Annotated in this window: 15 protein-coding genes and 1 pseudogene; 11 read left to right on the forward strand and 5 right to left on the reverse strand. The window is 71.6% G+C overall.

Annotated elements, in window-relative coordinates; genetic code table 11:
- The first annotated feature begins 88 nt into the window (after positions 1 to 88).
- From ASD35_RS00965 to ASD35_RS01000, 8 genes are all read left to right on the forward strand, one after another.
- A complete protein-coding gene (locus tag ASD35_RS00965; protein ID WP_056873036.1) occupies positions 89 to 910 on the forward strand; it encodes a DUF692 domain-containing protein in 822 nt (273 codons plus the stop codon).
- Positions 907 to 1,689 (forward strand): DNA-binding domain-containing protein, encoded by a 783-nt coding sequence (locus ASD35_RS00970; RefSeq protein ID WP_056873037.1) that lies wholly within the window; start codon positions 907 to 909, stop codon positions 1,687 to 1,689. The genes ASD35_RS00965 and ASD35_RS00970 overlap by 4 nt, the downstream gene beginning before the upstream one ends.
- A 67-nt stretch (positions 1,690 to 1,756) precedes the next feature.
- Entirely contained in the window at positions 1,757 to 2,287 is a 531-nt protein-coding gene (locus ASD35_RS00975) for a peroxiredoxin (RefSeq protein ID WP_056873038.1), read from the forward strand.
- Positions 2,287 to 3,657 (forward strand): amidase, encoded by a 1,371-nt coding sequence (locus ASD35_RS00980; RefSeq protein WP_200955999.1) that lies wholly within the window; start codon positions 2,287 to 2,289, stop codon positions 3,655 to 3,657. The genes ASD35_RS00975 and ASD35_RS00980 overlap by 1 nt, the downstream gene beginning before the upstream one ends.
- A 79-nt stretch (positions 3,658 to 3,736) precedes the next feature.
- The gene (locus ASD35_RS00985; protein WP_157275292.1) at positions 3,737 to 4,546 is read left to right on the forward strand and encodes a hypothetical protein; all 810 of its coding nucleotides are present in this window, start codon (positions 3,737 to 3,739) and stop codon (positions 4,544 to 4,546) included.
- A complete protein-coding gene (locus ASD35_RS27490) occupies positions 4,530 to 5,618 on the forward strand; it encodes a hypothetical protein (RefSeq protein ID WP_162254404.1) in 1,089 nt (362 codons plus the stop codon). Before ASD35_RS00985 ends, ASD35_RS27490 begins: the two co-directional genes overlap by 17 nt.
- A complete protein-coding gene (locus ASD35_RS27495; protein WP_056873042.1) occupies positions 5,585 to 6,736 on the forward strand; it encodes a serine protease in 1,152 nt (383 codons plus the stop codon). The genes ASD35_RS27490 and ASD35_RS27495 overlap by 34 nt, the downstream gene beginning before the upstream one ends.
- Before the next feature lie 3 nt (positions 6,737 to 6,739).
- Positions 6,740 to 7,189, forward strand: coding sequence for a hypothetical protein (locus ASD35_RS01000; protein WP_056873043.1), 450 nt, complete (start codon positions 6,740 to 6,742; stop codon positions 7,187 to 7,189).
- 26 nt (positions 7,190 to 7,215) lie between these two features.
- Here ASD35_RS01000 and ASD35_RS01005 read toward each other — a convergent pair whose 3' ends face one another.
- Complete coding sequence (locus ASD35_RS01005; RefSeq protein ID WP_056873044.1) at positions 7,216 to 7,656, reverse strand: hypothetical protein; 441 nt, start codon at positions 7,654 to 7,656, stop codon at positions 7,216 to 7,218.
- Positions 7,657 to 7,744: 88 nt separating this feature from the next.
- Here ASD35_RS01005 and ASD35_RS01010 point away from each other — a divergent pair, with 88 nt between their 5' ends.
- Together ASD35_RS01010 and ASD35_RS01015 are read left to right on the forward strand one after the other, a co-directional pair.
- The gene (locus ASD35_RS01010; protein WP_056873045.1) at positions 7,745 to 8,365 is read left to right on the forward strand and encodes a glutathione S-transferase family protein; all 621 of its coding nucleotides are present in this window, start codon (positions 7,745 to 7,747) and stop codon (positions 8,363 to 8,365) included.
- 81 nt (positions 8,366 to 8,446) lie between these two features.
- The gene (locus tag ASD35_RS01015) at positions 8,447 to 8,722 is read left to right on the forward strand and encodes a hypothetical protein (RefSeq protein ID WP_235538198.1); all 276 of its coding nucleotides are present in this window, start codon (positions 8,447 to 8,449) and stop codon (positions 8,720 to 8,722) included.
- A gap of 3 nt (positions 8,723 to 8,725) precedes the next feature.
- Here the strand turns inward: ASD35_RS01015 and ASD35_RS01020 are convergent, their stop codons facing one another.
- The 4 genes and pseudogenes from ASD35_RS01020 to ASD35_RS01035 all read right to left on the reverse strand — a co-directional run bounded on the left by ASD35_RS01020 (position 8,726) and on the right by ASD35_RS01035 (position 12,466).
- A complete protein-coding gene (locus tag ASD35_RS01020; RefSeq protein WP_056873046.1) occupies positions 8,726 to 9,853 on the reverse strand; it encodes an ABC transporter permease in 1,128 nt (375 codons plus the stop codon).
- 86 nt (positions 9,854 to 9,939) lie between these two features.
- A pseudogene (gene ccmA, locus ASD35_RS01025) lies at positions 9,940 to 10,683 on the reverse strand (heme ABC exporter ATP-binding protein CcmA); the annotation flags it as partial.
- Positions 10,684 to 10,751: 68 nt separating this feature from the next.
- Complete coding sequence (locus ASD35_RS01030; RefSeq protein ID WP_056873047.1) at positions 10,752 to 11,699, reverse strand: HlyD family secretion protein; 948 nt, start codon at positions 11,697 to 11,699, stop codon at positions 10,752 to 10,754.
- A 137-nt stretch (positions 11,700 to 11,836) separates the two neighbouring features.
- Positions 11,837 to 12,466 (reverse strand): TetR/AcrR family transcriptional regulator, encoded by a 630-nt coding sequence (locus ASD35_RS01035; protein ID WP_056873048.1) that lies wholly within the window; start codon positions 12,464 to 12,466, stop codon positions 11,837 to 11,839.
- 126 nt (positions 12,467 to 12,592) lie between these two features.
- Here ASD35_RS01035 and ASD35_RS01040 point away from each other — a divergent pair, with 126 nt between their 5' ends.
- Complete coding sequence (locus ASD35_RS01040) at positions 12,593 to 14,152, forward strand: methyl-accepting chemotaxis protein (RefSeq protein ID WP_056873049.1); 1,560 nt, start codon at positions 12,593 to 12,595, stop codon at positions 14,150 to 14,152.
- Positions 14,153 to 14,228 lie beyond the last annotated feature (76 nt).

The raw sequence follows: 14,228 nt of genomic DNA on the forward strand, positions 1-14,228 counted from the left end.
GGCAGCCAGTGGCCTGGCAGAGCCAGTTCCACGGCTGCTGCTTGATGGCGCGGGAGCCTTCGGCCCCGCGTCGATTCCTTCTGTCGATATGACTCAGATCCAAGGCTTCGGCCTCGGTTTGCGCGTCGAGCATTACGCCGCCTTCGAGGCCGGTGTCGATGCCGCCACGCGGCCCGACTGGCTGGAGATCATTGCCGAGAACTACCTCGTGCCGGGCGGGCCGCCGCTGGCGCATCTGGACCGCATCCGCGCGGACTATCCGCTGGTCATGCATGGCGTGTCGCTGTCCATTGCCGGGCCGGCGCCGCTGGACCTGGCCCACCTGCGCGAACTGAAGGCACTGGCCGACCGGCTGCAACCCGGCTGGGTGTCCGACCACCTGTGCTGGAGCGCCGACGCGCACAGCCAGTTGCACGACCTGCTGCCGGTGCCGCTCACGCGCGCGGCGCTGGATCATGTCGGCGGCCGCATCGCGCAGGCGCAGGACATCCTCGGCCGGCCGCTGGTGCTGGAGAACGTGTCCAGCTACGTGCGCTTCGCGGCCGACGAGATGACCGAATGGGACTTCATCGCGCAGCTGCTCAAGGCCACGGGCGCGCAGCTGCTGCTGGACGTGAACAACGTCTACGTCTCCGGCCGCAACCACGGCTTCGACCCGGTCGCCTACCTTGACGCCATTCCGGTCGAGCCGGTGCGCCAGATCCACCTCGCCGGCCACGAGGACCGCGGCGACATCGTCATCGACACCCACGACCACCCGGTGCGCGACGAGGTCTGGGCGCTGTACCAGCACGTCGTGAGGCGCTTCGGCGCCGTGCCGACCATGATCGAGCGCGACGACCACATCCCGCCGCTGCCATCGCTGCTGGCCGAGCTGGCCGTGGCGCGGCGCCTGGCCGCCGGATCATGAGCGTCATCCAGCAACAGCGGCGGCTGGCCGCCGCCATCCGCGACGGCGTCGAGCCAGACGGCCTGCTGGCCGGCGACTTCACGACCGGCCTGGCCGTCTATCGCCACGCCTACCACGCCCGCCTGGCCGAGGCGCTGGCCGACAACTACACGGTGCTGGCCCGCGCGCTGGGCGACGAGGCCTTCGACGCGCTGGCCCAGGCCTACATCGCCGCGCGGCCCAGCCGGCATCCGTCCATCCGCTGGTTCGGCGGCGAGCTCGCAAGCTTCATGGCCGCGGCCGGCGACGACCTCGTGCCGCATGCGAGCCTTGCCGACTTCGCCCGCATGGACTGGGCGCTGCGCGGCGCGTTCGACGCGGCCGAGGCGCCGCCGCTCGACCCCGCCACGCTGGCCGCGCTGGGCCCGGACGATTGGGCCAGCCTGGTGCTGCACCTGCACCCCAGCGTGCAGCGCGTGGTGCTCGCGCACGCCATCGAGCCGGCCTGGCGCGTGCTGCGTGAATGGGAGCCCGAATCCGGCGCCGCGCAGCCCGAGCTCGACGAGCCCGTGCCGCACGCCCACACGCTGCTGGCCTGGCGGCTGGATGGCGAAACCCGCTGGCGTTCGCTGGAGCCGCTGGAGGCTGCGCTGCTGCAAAGCGTGGCCGACGGCCTGCCCTTTGCCGTGCTGTGCGAGCGCGCCGCGGCGGAACTCGATGACGCCGAAGCGGCCGCACCGGCCGTCATCGGTGCGCTGCAGCGCTGGCTGGCCGACGGGCTGCTGCGCCAGCCTCGCTGACCCGGCACGCCGCCGGGGCATCGCCATCTGGCTATCCTCGGCGCTTCGTCTGCTTGGAGAACCTCACATGCCCCGTCGCCTGCTGGCCGCCCTGGCCGTTGGTCTGATCTGCACCGCGTCGCAAGCCGCCCTCAAAGTCGGCGCGCCGGCGCCCGACTTCAGCGCCGACGCGGCGGTCGGTGGCCAGGCCTTCAAGTTCAAGCTCGCCGAGGCGCTCAAGCAGGGCCCCGTGGTGCTGTACTTCTATCCCAAGGCCTTCACCAGCGGCTGCACCGTCGAGGCGCACCAGTTCGCCGAGGCGACCGACAAGTTCAAGGCCGTGGGCGCCACCGTCATCGGCATGTCCAACGATGACATCGACACGCTGAAGAAGTTCAGCGTCGAGGCCTGCCGCAACAAGTTCGCCGTCGCGGCGGACGCGGGCGGCAAGGTCATCAAGGACTACGACGCAGCGCTGAAGATGGTGCCCGGCAGCATGGCCGACCGCGTCTCCTACCTGATCGGCACCGACGGCAAGATCGCCGCCGTGCATGCCAGCATGAACCCCGACGGCCACATCGACGCGATGCTGAAGGCCGCCGAGAAGCTCAAGAAGTGATCGCCGGCCTCGGTACGGCGGCGCTGCTGGCCGCCTATCGGCGCGGCGAACTGTCGCCCGTCGAGGTCATGCAGGCGGTGCTGGCCCAGGCGGCGGCCCGCGAGGGCGAGCTGCATGCGCTGTGCGGCATCGACGCCGAAGGGGCGCTGGCGGCCGCCCGCGCCAGCGAAGCCCGCTGGCGCGCCGGCACCGCCTTGCCGCTGGACGGCGTGCCCGTCACGCTGAAGGAGAACATCGCCGTGCCCGGCGCTCCCTACCGACTCGGCACGGCCGCGACGGCGGAGGATGCGACCGCTGATTTCGAAGCCCCGCCCGCGGCGCGCCTGCGCGAGGCCGGCGCCATCGCGTGGGCCCGCACCACCATGCCCGACTACGGCATGCTGAGCTCGGGCCTGTCCAGCCTGTATGCCGAACCGGCGCGCAACCCGTGGGACGTGCACATGACGCCGGGCGGGTCGAGTGCCGGCGCCGCTGCAGCGGCGGCCGCCGGCTACGGGCCGCTGCACCTGGGCACGGACATCGGTGGCTCCATCCGCCTGCCCGCCGGCTGGTGCGGCCTGGTCGGCCTGAAGCCCAGCCATGGCCGCGTGCCCATCAAGCCGGGCTATGCCGGCCGCGTCGCGGGGCCGCTGACGCGCACGGTGGAGGACGCCGCGCTGATGCTGGCGGTGCTCGCGCAGCCGGATGCGCGCGACCCGACACAGCTGCCGCCGGGCCAGGTCTTGCCCCGGCCGCTGGCCCTGCGTGGCTTGCGTGTCGGCCTCTGGCTGGACGCGGGCTGGGGCGATGCGGTGCAGCCCGAGGTCGAGGCTGCCATCCACGGGGTCGCCCGGGCTTTCGAGCAGGACGGTGCCCTCGTCGAGCCGCTGCCGGCGTTCACGACACGCGAGATGGCCGACGGCATCGACCGCTTCTGGCGCATGCGCTCCTGGCTGGACATCTCGGCACTGCCACCCGAGCGCCGCGCGCGGGTGCTGCCCTACATCCTCGACTGGGTAGCGCCCGCGGCGCACTACGACGGCGCCACCGTGTTCCACGGCTACAGCCAGATGCAGGCGCTGCGCGAGGCGGCTCACGCCGCGTGCGAGCCCTTCGACTTCGTGCTGTCGCCGGTCGCGCCCATGCCCGCCTACCCGGCCCACCAGGCCAGCCCACTGCACGACCCGGCGCGACCCTTCGAGCACATCGCCTTCACGCTGCCTTTCAACATGAGCGAGCAGCCGGCGCTGGCGATCAATGCGGGCTATGCCGCTGGCGGTTTGCCGATCGGCCTGCAGATCATCGGCCGCCGCTTCGACGATGCTGGCGTGCTGGCGCTGGGTGCGGCTTGGGAAGGATTGCGGCCAGCTCAGCGCCCTTGGCCGTTCTGACGGGCGCGTCCTTCCCCTAGTCTGATGAGGGCGGTGGCCTGCGCCCGTCGCTAGACTGGCTGCGCGGGAGGAAGCTGCGATGTATCGAGTCCAACCGGCCGCCGCCAGCGTCCGCTGCAGGATGCATTCACTGGTGGCGTTAGGCGTCGCTGCGGCGCTGGTGTTGACCGGTGGCCCGGCGCTGGCGCAAGCCACAACCTTCCAATGCCCGGCGCTGGTCGCGAGCACGGCGCGCCAGCCCGCCTACCGGCCGGTGCCCGGACAGCCGCGCTGCGAGGGCTTTTACGTCAAGAACGTGTCCCAGCCGTTCGTGGAGCTGGTGTCCCTGACGCAGGCAGTGCCTGGCAGCTGGGCGGCCGGCAACGCAACCGGGCTGACGCTGCGGGCCAGCCGCCGGCGCGACACACACTTGCTCATCCAGCCGCTGCGCTCCAGCCCGCTCTACCGGGTGGATGCCCAACTGGCGCGCGATGCCGGCCTGGCCTGGGACGGCGCGCCGATGTTGCAGGCCACCGGCCTGACGCTGCGCGACCTGGGCTTCCTGGCGCTGGCCGGCGGCGCGGACCCGCCCGCCTTCGTGCCGGTGGACACTCACGCCGCCGGCACGCCGCCGGGAGACAAGGTCTACGCGGTGCTGCGGCCATCGGTGGCGGTGTCGGCGATGTCTTGGCGCGGCTACCGCCTGGCCGGCCCCGCGCTGCCGGACAGCGGCTGGCAGGCGCTCGCCGGCCCACCGCTGTTCGCCTGGGAGCGCGTCGCGCTGCCGATCCCGTGGCCCGCCGATGGCCGTGGCTTGCGCATCGACGTGCGCGCGCTCGACGGCCAGGGCCAGGCCCTGCCGCTGCTGCAGTTCGCTCTGCTTGCTGCCGACGATGACACCCCACCCTGAGCGCGACGCGTTGCTGGCGCGGCGCGAGGCGCTGGCCGGGCGCCTGTCGCAGGGCCTGCGCGACGAGGCGCCGCTGGCCACGCTGCAGGAGCTGCAGGCGCGGCTGCAGCTCGTCGATGCGCTCCTGGACACGCTAGGCCGCGGGGCCGGCCGCAGCCGTGCGTTCCGGCGCCAGGGCATCGCGCTGCTGGTCGTGGCGGCGCTGGTGTCGCTGGCCGCCTGGGTGCGCGTGCCGCGCGTGCCGTTCTCGCTAGAGCTCGAGGCGGGCACCGTGCAGCTGCGGCTGCCCGAAGCCGGCGTCTTGGGCGGCCAGGCGGTCGGCGGCGAGGTGCGTGCCGAAGGCTTCACGTCGGTGGCATCGGCCGATGCGACATGGGTAAAGCGTGCCCGGGACGACGGGGCCGGCGCGATGGCGTTGCGGGCGGAGCGCCTGGCGCTGGGCCGGGTCAGCCACGCGGCCGGCGCCGAGCTGCTCTTCGAGGGCGGATCGCCCGCCGTGCGGCTCGGGCTGGAGGGCGCGCCACATGCCGCCGAGCTGACGCTGGGCGGCGCGGTGTCGGCCAGCTTTGGCGGCGCGCCTGCCCAGCAGAGCCACTACGCGGTGGCCGAGTGGATCAAGCTGGGGGCCGGCAAGGCCGCGACATCGCTGTGGCTGCAGCGGGTGGGCGGTGCGGGCCTGCAGTGGCGCGGATTGCGACCGTCCGCGTTGCGGCTCGTCGAACGGCAGGCAGGCGCCGACGGCCAGGTGCGGCTGGCCTCATCGCTGCGCCAGGCCACGCTGAACCTGCCCGCCACCGAGCGTGTACTCAAGCTGGACGCTGGCAGCGGCCTGGTGCTGGACGGCCTGCGCGTCGACCGGTGCGAGGTGACGGTGGGCGACGCGGTGCGTATCCAGCTCAGCGGCTCGGCCGGCCACATCGGCGTGCAGACCGGCGACTTCGAGCAACGGCTGGAGCCCAGCTGGCTGGCGTACGCCGCCCACAACCACACCCTGGGCCTGCTGTGGAGCGCAGCCGGCCTGCTGTGGGGCATCAGCACATGGTTGCGCAAGCAGTTCGGCGACGCCTCCTGAAAGCCGCGCTGCTGTTGGCCGCGCTGGCGGGCGGCCGGGCTGCGGCGCAGGAGACGACGTTCCTGAGCGGCGAGGAGCTGGGTGAACGGCTGCGCGGCCTGCTGGTGTGGATCGCGGCCGACGACGTGGGGGAGCACGGTTTCGGCCTCATTGTGGGCGCGGATGCACAGCGCCTGTGGATCGTGACCGCGCGCCATGTCGTCGTGCGTACCGGCATGCGCGGCAGCGGCGAGGTCGAGCAGCCCAGCGCCCACATCCGGTTGCGCCTGTGCGGCGCGGGTGCCGCGACGCTGCAGGCCCACGCCTGGCCGGCTTGGGACCCGCGGGGCACCGACCTCGCGCTGTTGACGGTGCCACGGCCCGCGCAACTGCAGCTGGACCTGCGCGCGCTGGCCGCGCAGCCGGCCGGCGTCGGCGAGCCGGTGTGGCTGCTGGGCAGCAACGACGAGTGCAGCCTGGTGCCCGCCCGCGGCCAGGTGCGCGCGTCGGCAGACGACAACCACGACCTGCGCATCGACTTCGCCGGCGTGCGCGGTGGCAGTTCCGGCGGGCCGGTGCTGAGCGGGCGCGGCGTCGTCGGCCTGATGAAGTCGGCCGAGGACCTGACGACGACGGTGCACGACATCGCCGACGTGCATCAACGCGTGCAGGCGACTGCCGGCGCGCTGTGGCAGCTGGAGCCGACGCGCAACATCCCGCCCGGTGACCCGCAGGCCACGCAGGTGGACCTGGCCGAGACGCTGAACGGCTATCTGCTGGTGCTGAACAACGTCTGGATGCTGCTGCAGCAGCCCACCGTGGCACGGCCGACGCTGACCGACTACGTCGCGCGCTACAACGTGGCGCTGCGCCGCTTCCTGCGCGCCCGCGAGGCCCACGACGGCAGCCTCGCGCGCCACTGGCCGCAACCCGTGCTGCCCGCCTGGCGGGCGTTGCGCGAGCAGCTGTGGTCCGTGCACCTGCATTTCTGGCGCATCGACTCGCAGATGGCCGCCATCTACACCGCCCAGCGCACCAGCCCCGAGCTGCGCGCCCAGCTCGCCGAGCGCGCACCCGAGCTGCAGCGCCTGGAGCAAGACACCGCGCAATTCCTGCGCCTTTTGGCCAAGGAGCCTTGAACCATGTCCACGTCCAATCACCGCCACTCCCACCACCCCGGCCGTGCCCAGGCCGGCGCTGCGCTGCTCGCGCTGTCCCTGCTGTCGTCCTGCGGCGGCGGGGCGGAAGCGCTGATCATTCCGCTCTTCGAGTTCGGCTTCTCCGGCACCACCGGGGCCACGAAGGTGGATATGTTCTTCGTGCCCGACACCCCCACCTCATCCAGCGGCAGCTTCAGCGGCGTCAACGTGAGCATCAACGGCGCGCCGTCCATCCTCTATGACGGCACTTACGCCAACTGCACATTCACGCTCTCGTTGCACGCCGGCAGCGTCGCCGCGCCGATTGCCGCCGGCTACAACGGGCGCTTCCTGAGCAACGACAGCATCGAGCTGGCGCCCACCAGCGGCGCTGGCCTGCCGACGCTGACGCTCAAGCGGCTCGGCACGAGCCAGCGGCAGATGGGCTGCTGACGCTCAGGCGGGCTGCCTTGTGGCCGTCAGGGCCGCGGCGGCGGGTCCTGCGGCGACAGGCCGGCGGCCGTCAGGTCGGCGTTGACCAGCGCCCAGGCGGCGTCGAAGTTGTCGGCCCGCCGCACCGGGCGGCTGGCGCGCCAGATGTCCATCAACGCGGGCAGGCGCTCGATGCCGGGGATGCCCGGGCGCACGAGGAAGACGGTGGACAGCGCGACCAGCCCGCGCGAGGCGAAGCTGTCGATGCTGGCGCGCAGCTGGGCCATCGCGTCGGCATCCATCTGCAGGCTGCCGCGGATCTCCAGCAGGTCGCCGAAGCGGCGGTCCGCGGGCAGGCGCTTGCCGGCCAGCGCGATGGCGCGTTGCGTGGCGGCCATCAGCTCGGCATCGAAGGGCCCCTCGGCGAAAGACACCATCACGCGACCGTGCACGCCGATGCTGACGCGGCCGAAGCTGGGCTTGGCCATCGATCGTCGGGATGGAGGAAGGCTGGGATTCGGATTCATGATGGCTCGGTGAAACGATTTTGCACCGCTCGATGAAGGAGTTTGACCCATGTTGACTTTGTACGGCACCAAGGGTTCGGGGGCTGCCGCCGTCGAGGCCGCACTGGCCCGCGCCGGCATCGCCTACACCAGCGTGGATGCCGCATCCTGGAACCCCGGGCCCGGCTTCGATGCGCTGCTGCGTGTGAACCCGCTGGGCCAGATCCCGACGCTGGTCCTGCCCGACGGCACCGTGATGACGGAGAGCGCGGCCATCCTCATCCACCTGGGGCTGGCGGCCCCGCCCGGCCTGCTGCTGCCGGCGGACGCCGGTGCGCGGGCGCGCGTGCTGCGCGGCCTGGTCTTCATCACGGCCAACTGCTATGCGGCCATCAGCGTCATCGACTATCCCGAGCGCTGGTGCGAGCCCTGCGACGAGGCGATCAAGGTGCAGATCCGCGCGGGCACGCGGGCCCGGTTGCACGAGCACTGGCGGGTGTTCGCCGACGAGTTCGGCATCGGCTTCGATGCCGGCTCGCCGGGCGCCTTGGAGCTGCTGGCGACCGTCGTCTCCAAATGGTCCGGCGCGCGGGCGATGCTGCAGGCCGAGCGGCCGTCCTTCCATGCGCAGTTGCTGCGGGTGGAGCAGCATCCGGACGTCGCGCCGGTCCTGCGGCGGCATTGGCCCTGACTGCCGTCAATCGATCAGTTTTCAAGAAGCGCCGCAAGCGGCGGATGGGTCCAATGGCTTCTCCCCCACCCGGAGAAACCCATGAGCCTTCCCCATGCCCAAGTCGGGCCGGCCACCCGCCAGGCCGGCTGCTTCGCGGCACGCGTCGAGCGCTGGACGCGGCAGAGCCACCGCTGGCTGTCCCTCGTCTTCACGGCGGCCGTCCTCCTCAATTTCGCCGCCCGTGCCCTGCAGCCCGGCGAGCCGCCGCCGTGGATCACCTATTCGCCGTTGCCGCCGCTGTTCCTGCAGCTGTTCTCTGGTCTGTACTTGTTCGCATTGCCTTATCTGCGGCCGCGAGGCGGTGCAGGGCGCTGAGGCTCAATCGACCGTCTGCCGATAGCGCAACAGGGCCACGCCGCCGGCAGCGGCCAGGAAGGCCAGCATGGGCCACAGCTCCGGCAACAGCTCCGCGGCGCCGGCGCCCTTCAACATGACGCCGCGCACGATGCGCAGGAAATGCGTCAGCGGCAGCAATTCGCCCAGCGCCTGCGCCCACGGCGGCATGCCGCGGAACGGGAACATGAAGCCCGACAGCAGCATGGACGGCAGGAAGAAGAAGAACGTCAGCTGAAGCGCCTGCAGCTGGTTGCGCGCCAGCGTCGAGAACGTGAAGCCCACGCCCAGGTTGGCCAGCATGAAGACGCCGATCAGCGCCAGCAGCAGCGTGGCGCTGCCCACCATCGGCACGTCGAACAGCAGGAAGGCCGCACAGAGGATGACGCCCAGCTGCACGTAGCCCAGCACGACGTAGGGCAGGATCTTGCCGGCCATGACCTCGATGGGCCGCACCGGCGTGGCCAGCAGGTTCTCCATCGTGCCGCGCTCGCGTTCCCGCGTCATCGCCAGCGCCGTCAGCATGACCATGGTCATCGTCAGGATGGTGCCCACCAACCCCGGCACGATGTTGTAGCGCGACAGGCCTTCGGGGTTGTAGCGGCGCTGCACGCGCACCTCGGACGGCAGCGGCTGTGGCGCGCGGGAGGCCAGCGCGCCGCGCAGGTCGCGATTCAGCGCGGTGTTGCCCAGCTGGCTCAAGGCGGCGATGGCGTTGCCGCCCGCCGCGGGGTCGGTCGCATCGGCGGCGATCAGCACGGCGGGCCTTTCGCCGCGCACGATGCGGGCGCCGAACTCGCCCGGCACGACGACGAGGAACTGGATCTCCCCGCTTTGCAGCAGAGCGTCGCCGCGCGCTTCCCCGATGCCGCTTTCGACGACGCGAAAATAACCGCTCGTCTGCAGGGCCGCGACCAGGCTGCGCGCCATGGGGCTGCTGTCCTGCGACACCACCGCCGTGGGCAGGCCCTTGGGGTCGGTGTTGATCGCGTAGCCGAACAGCACCAGCTGCAGGATGGGCACGCCGGCGGCCATCGCGAAGGTCAGGCGGTCGCGCAGCATCTGCTGCACCTCCTTGAGCGCGATGGCGAATGTGCGGGCCAGGGCTTGCATCGGTGTCAGGTCGCGGCGAAGTTGTCGGTGGCCTGGTCGACGAGCCGGACGAAGGCGTCTTCGAGATCGCGCGCGCCCGCCTCCCGCACGATGGCCGCCGCGGTGCCGCGCGCCAGCACGTGGCCGTAGGCGATGTAGACCAGCTCGTCGCAGCGCTCGGCCTCGTCCATGTAGTGCGTCGACACGAGCACCGTGATGCCCTCCCGGGCAAGCTGGTGGATCTGGTCCCAGAACTCGCGGCGCGCCTTGGGGTCGACGCCCGCGGTGGGCTCATCCAGCAGCAGCAGCATCGGCTGGTGCAACAGGCAGGCGGCCAGCGCCAGGCGCTGCTTCCAGCCGCCGGACAGCGTGCCGGCCAGCTGCTTCTGGCGCGTGGCCAGGCCCAGGCGCTCCAGCGCGCCGTCGACGGCCGCGCGGCGATCGGGCATCGAGAACAGCCGGGCGACGAAGTCCAGGTTCTCGCGAATCGACAGGTCTTCGTAGAGGCCGAACTTCTGCGTCATGTAGCCCACCCGGCGCTTCACCTCGGCGGCCTGGCGGCGGAAGTCCAGCCCGAGCACGCGACCTTCGCCAGCGTCCGGCGTCAGCAGGCCGCAAAGCATGCGCAGCGAGGTCGTCTTGCCGCTGCCGTTGGGACCCAGGAAGCCGACGATGCGGCCGGTGGCGATCTGCAGATCGACCTCGGCGACGACCTTGCGGCCGGCGTAGGACTTGCTCAGCGCCTTCACGTCGACGGCAAGCGTCGCTCTTTCGGTTTGGTGTTCGGGTCGAGCGCCGGGCCGCCCCAAGCCGGCCCGGGCGATGTGCTTGCCGGTCGATCCGGCAAGCATCGCCGTCCCCTCGGGGGACCGATCGCGCGCGCCCGCGTTCAGCGAGGCGAGACTGGGCGAGGGGCTCTTCATCTCGTGACGTCCAGCGGCTGCCCTGGATGCAGGCGTTCGGCGTCGGCTGCGTTGACAGGTCGCGCCTCGACGAGGAAGACCAGCTTGTCGCGCTGCCCATTGGCGTAGATGACCGGCGGTGTGTACTCGGGGCCAGCGGCGATGAAGCTGATGCGCGCCGGGATGGCGGTGCCGCAGCCGTCGCAGCGCAGTTGCACCGGCGCGTCCAGCTTCAGGCCGCCCACCGCCGACTGCGGCACGTAGAACCGGGCTTTGCGGTTGGCCGGTGGCAGCAGCGCCAGCACCGGCTGGCCGGCGCCCACCCATTCGCCGGGGCGCATGAAGACGTCCTGCACGCGTGCCGGCATGGGCGCGCTCTGGCGCTTTTGCTCCACGCGCCAGGCCGTTTGCGCGCGGCCGCTCTGCGCGGCATCGGCCAGCGCGCGGGCGGCGCTGCGCTCGTCATCACGCGCCGGCAGCCGGCCCACCTGCATGGCGGCATCCAGCTCGACGACGCGGGCCCGCGCCTGGGCCAGCGCCGTCGCGGCGTCGTCCACGCGGGCCTTGGCCACGAAGCCTTGCGCCAGCAGCTCCTGCTGGCGGGTGTGGTCGATGCTGGCCAGGCGTTCGGCGGCACGTGCCTGGTCCAGCTGCGCGCGTGTGACGGCCAGCTCGGGCGCGCGCCGGCCCTTGTCGGCGTCCTGCGCCTGGGCGCGGGCGCTCCGGGCGCGGGCCTGCGCCTCGGCGTCGGCCGCCAGTTCGGGCGTGGCGTCCAGCTCGAACAGCGCCTGGCCCGCGGTCACCGCCTCGCCGGAGCGCACCGCCAGCGTCGTCAGCCGCCCGGCCACCGGCGGCGCGATGTAGACCAGCTCGGCCTCGGCATAGCCCGTCCAGCCGGCGTTGGGTTTGTCGCTGCAGCCGGCAAGCACGGCGATCAGCAGCACCACAGTCTTCATGGCTTTCATACCGGTTATCCGTTTCTCATCGCCGCTTGCGGGCCGAGCGCCGGCCCGCACTGGCGATGTGCTTGGGGCTCAATGCCGCAAGCATCACCGTCCCCCCCGGGGGAGCGGCCAAGGTACTCCTTGGACGAGGGGCTTCATCACACACCGCTTGCCAGGCCCAGCAGGGCCCATTCGATGCGCTGCTGCAGCGCGGCATCGGACAGCACCTCCTCGCCCACCCCGGCCAGCAGCGCCGGCGGCACGGCGTCGATGGACTGCATGCCGCCCACCAGCAGGATGGGCGCGACGACCGCACCCATCAGGAACGTGAAGCGCGTCAGCAGCGGCTGGGGCGGCAGGCGGCCGGTGTTCTCAGCCTCCTGCATCAGCGCCAGCAGCACACCCAGGTGCCGCGGCGCGTTGGCGCGCAGGAACTGCTGCGCCACCGTCTGGCCGCCCTGGGCGTCGGCCCAGACGCGCGAGATCAGCGGCCGGTGCTCGCGCACGAAGCGCGCGACGGTCAGCAGGGCGGCGGCCAGGCGCTGCATCACGTCGGCATCGCCCTGGATGTTCAGCGACAGCGCGCTGAACATCTCCTCGTAGTGGCGCTGCAGCAGCGCGCGCAGGAAGCCGTCCTTGCTGCCGAAGTGGTAATGGACCATGCCCGGATTCACACCCGCCGCGTCGGCCACGCGGCGCACCGACAGGCCCGCGCAGCCCAACGCCGGGTAGAGCGCGGCGCCGGCGGCGAGCAAGGCCTGATCCTGGTCCTGGCTGGGGCGGGGCATGTCGATAATTATTGGTCAAGTGTTCAGTAACTACAAGTTGCGGCAAAACGTCTCTTGCCATCGATGACTGCTTCACTAGCATGCAAGACCGTGACCCGGCCGCTCGGCGGCCGCCAAGGAGATCCCATGAACCTCGCTACCTGGATGCGTAGCTTCACCATCCGCACCCGCATGCAGGGCGCCATCGCACTGGTGCTGTTGATGTTCGCCGCGCTCGGCCTGACGGGCCTGCTCGGCGGCCGCGCGCTGATGGCGCTCAATGTCGACGTCACGACGCATGCCATGCACGACGTGCAGCAGCTCGGCACCATCCGCCAGGCCCTGGCCGAGGTGCGGCTGGAGGAAAAGCAGATGGTGATCGCCTACGAGGATCCGGAGCAGGTCAAGCAGTTCCGCCAGCGCTGGGAAGCGGCGGCGCAGCGGCTCCTGGTGGCGCTGCAGGACTTGCAGCAGGGCCGGCAGGAAGCCAACAAGGCCGTCGGCGCGGAGGCGCTGAAGTTCCTGCAGGACTACCGCGCTGCCGCCCAGCCGGTGCTGAGCCAGATCGAGGCGGGCGGCTTCGACACCGCCAAGGTGGCCGACCGCATGCTCAACCGCCCCAAGGCGGCCATGCGCGAGATCGAGCAGCGTGTCGAGCGCATTGGCGCCCTCATCGGTGAGCAGGCCAAGGCCAGCGAGGCCGAGTTCGCCAACGAAATGCGCCGCATCGCCTGGCGCTCGGCGGCCGTGCTGCTCATCGTCATGGTGCTCGTCGTGCCGCTGACGCTCATCAACTCGGCCACCATCACCAGCCCCATGCGCTATGCCGGCACGGTGGCCCAGGCGATTGCCGGCGGCAACCTGAACTGCGACATCCGCATCGTCGGCCGCGACGAGGCCGCCGAACTGCTGCGCGCGCTGGACTCGATGCAGACCAGCCTGCGCGGCCTGGTCAGCCAGGTCAAGGAGTCAGCACAAAGCATCGAGACGGCCAGCAGCGAGGTGGCCTCGGGCAACCAGGACCTCAGCCAGCGCACCGAGCAGGCGGCGTCCAGCCTGCAGCAGACGACCAGTTCGATGGAAGACCTGACCAGCGGCGTGCGCCATGGTGCCGATGCCGCCGGCAAGGCGCGCCAGCTCGCCGAAGGCGCCGCCGATGTGGCACGCCGCGGCGGCCGCGAGGTGGCCGAGGTCGTCACGACGATGGACGAGATCAATGCCAGCTCGCGGCGCATCGGCGACATCCTGGGCCTCATCGACAGCATCGCCTTCCAGACCAACATCCTGGCGCTGAATGCGGCCGTCGAGGCGGCACGCGCCGGCGAGCAGGGCCGCGGGTTCGCGGTCGTGGCCAGCGAGGTGCGGGCGCTGGCCCAGCGTTCGGCAGACGCGGCGCGCGAGATCAAGTCGCTGATCGCCGCCAGCGTGGAGCGCACCGAGGCCGGCGCGCGCCTCGTGCAGCATGCGGGCACGACGATGCACGAGATCGTCGAGAACGTGCAGAAGGTCAGCGACATGATCGGCGAGGTCGCGACCGGCGCGGCCGACCAGAGCGCGCGCATCGGCCAGATCAACGGCGCCGTCAGCCAGCTCGACCACATGACGCAGCAGAATGCCGCCCTCGTGGAGGAATCCGCTGCGGCTGCCGACAGCCTGCGCCAGCAGCTGCAGCTGCTGACCGGCGCGGTGGCGCAGTTCAGGACCTGACCCGGCCTGGCCGCCGTGCATTGGGGCCGAGCGCCGGGCCGCCCCAAGCCGGCCCGTCTGGCGGTGCTCGCGGCTC

The organism is Pelomonas sp. Root1444 (assembly GCF_001426885.1).
Lineage (GTDB): Bacteria > Pseudomonadota > Gammaproteobacteria > Burkholderiales > Burkholderiaceae_C > Pelomonas.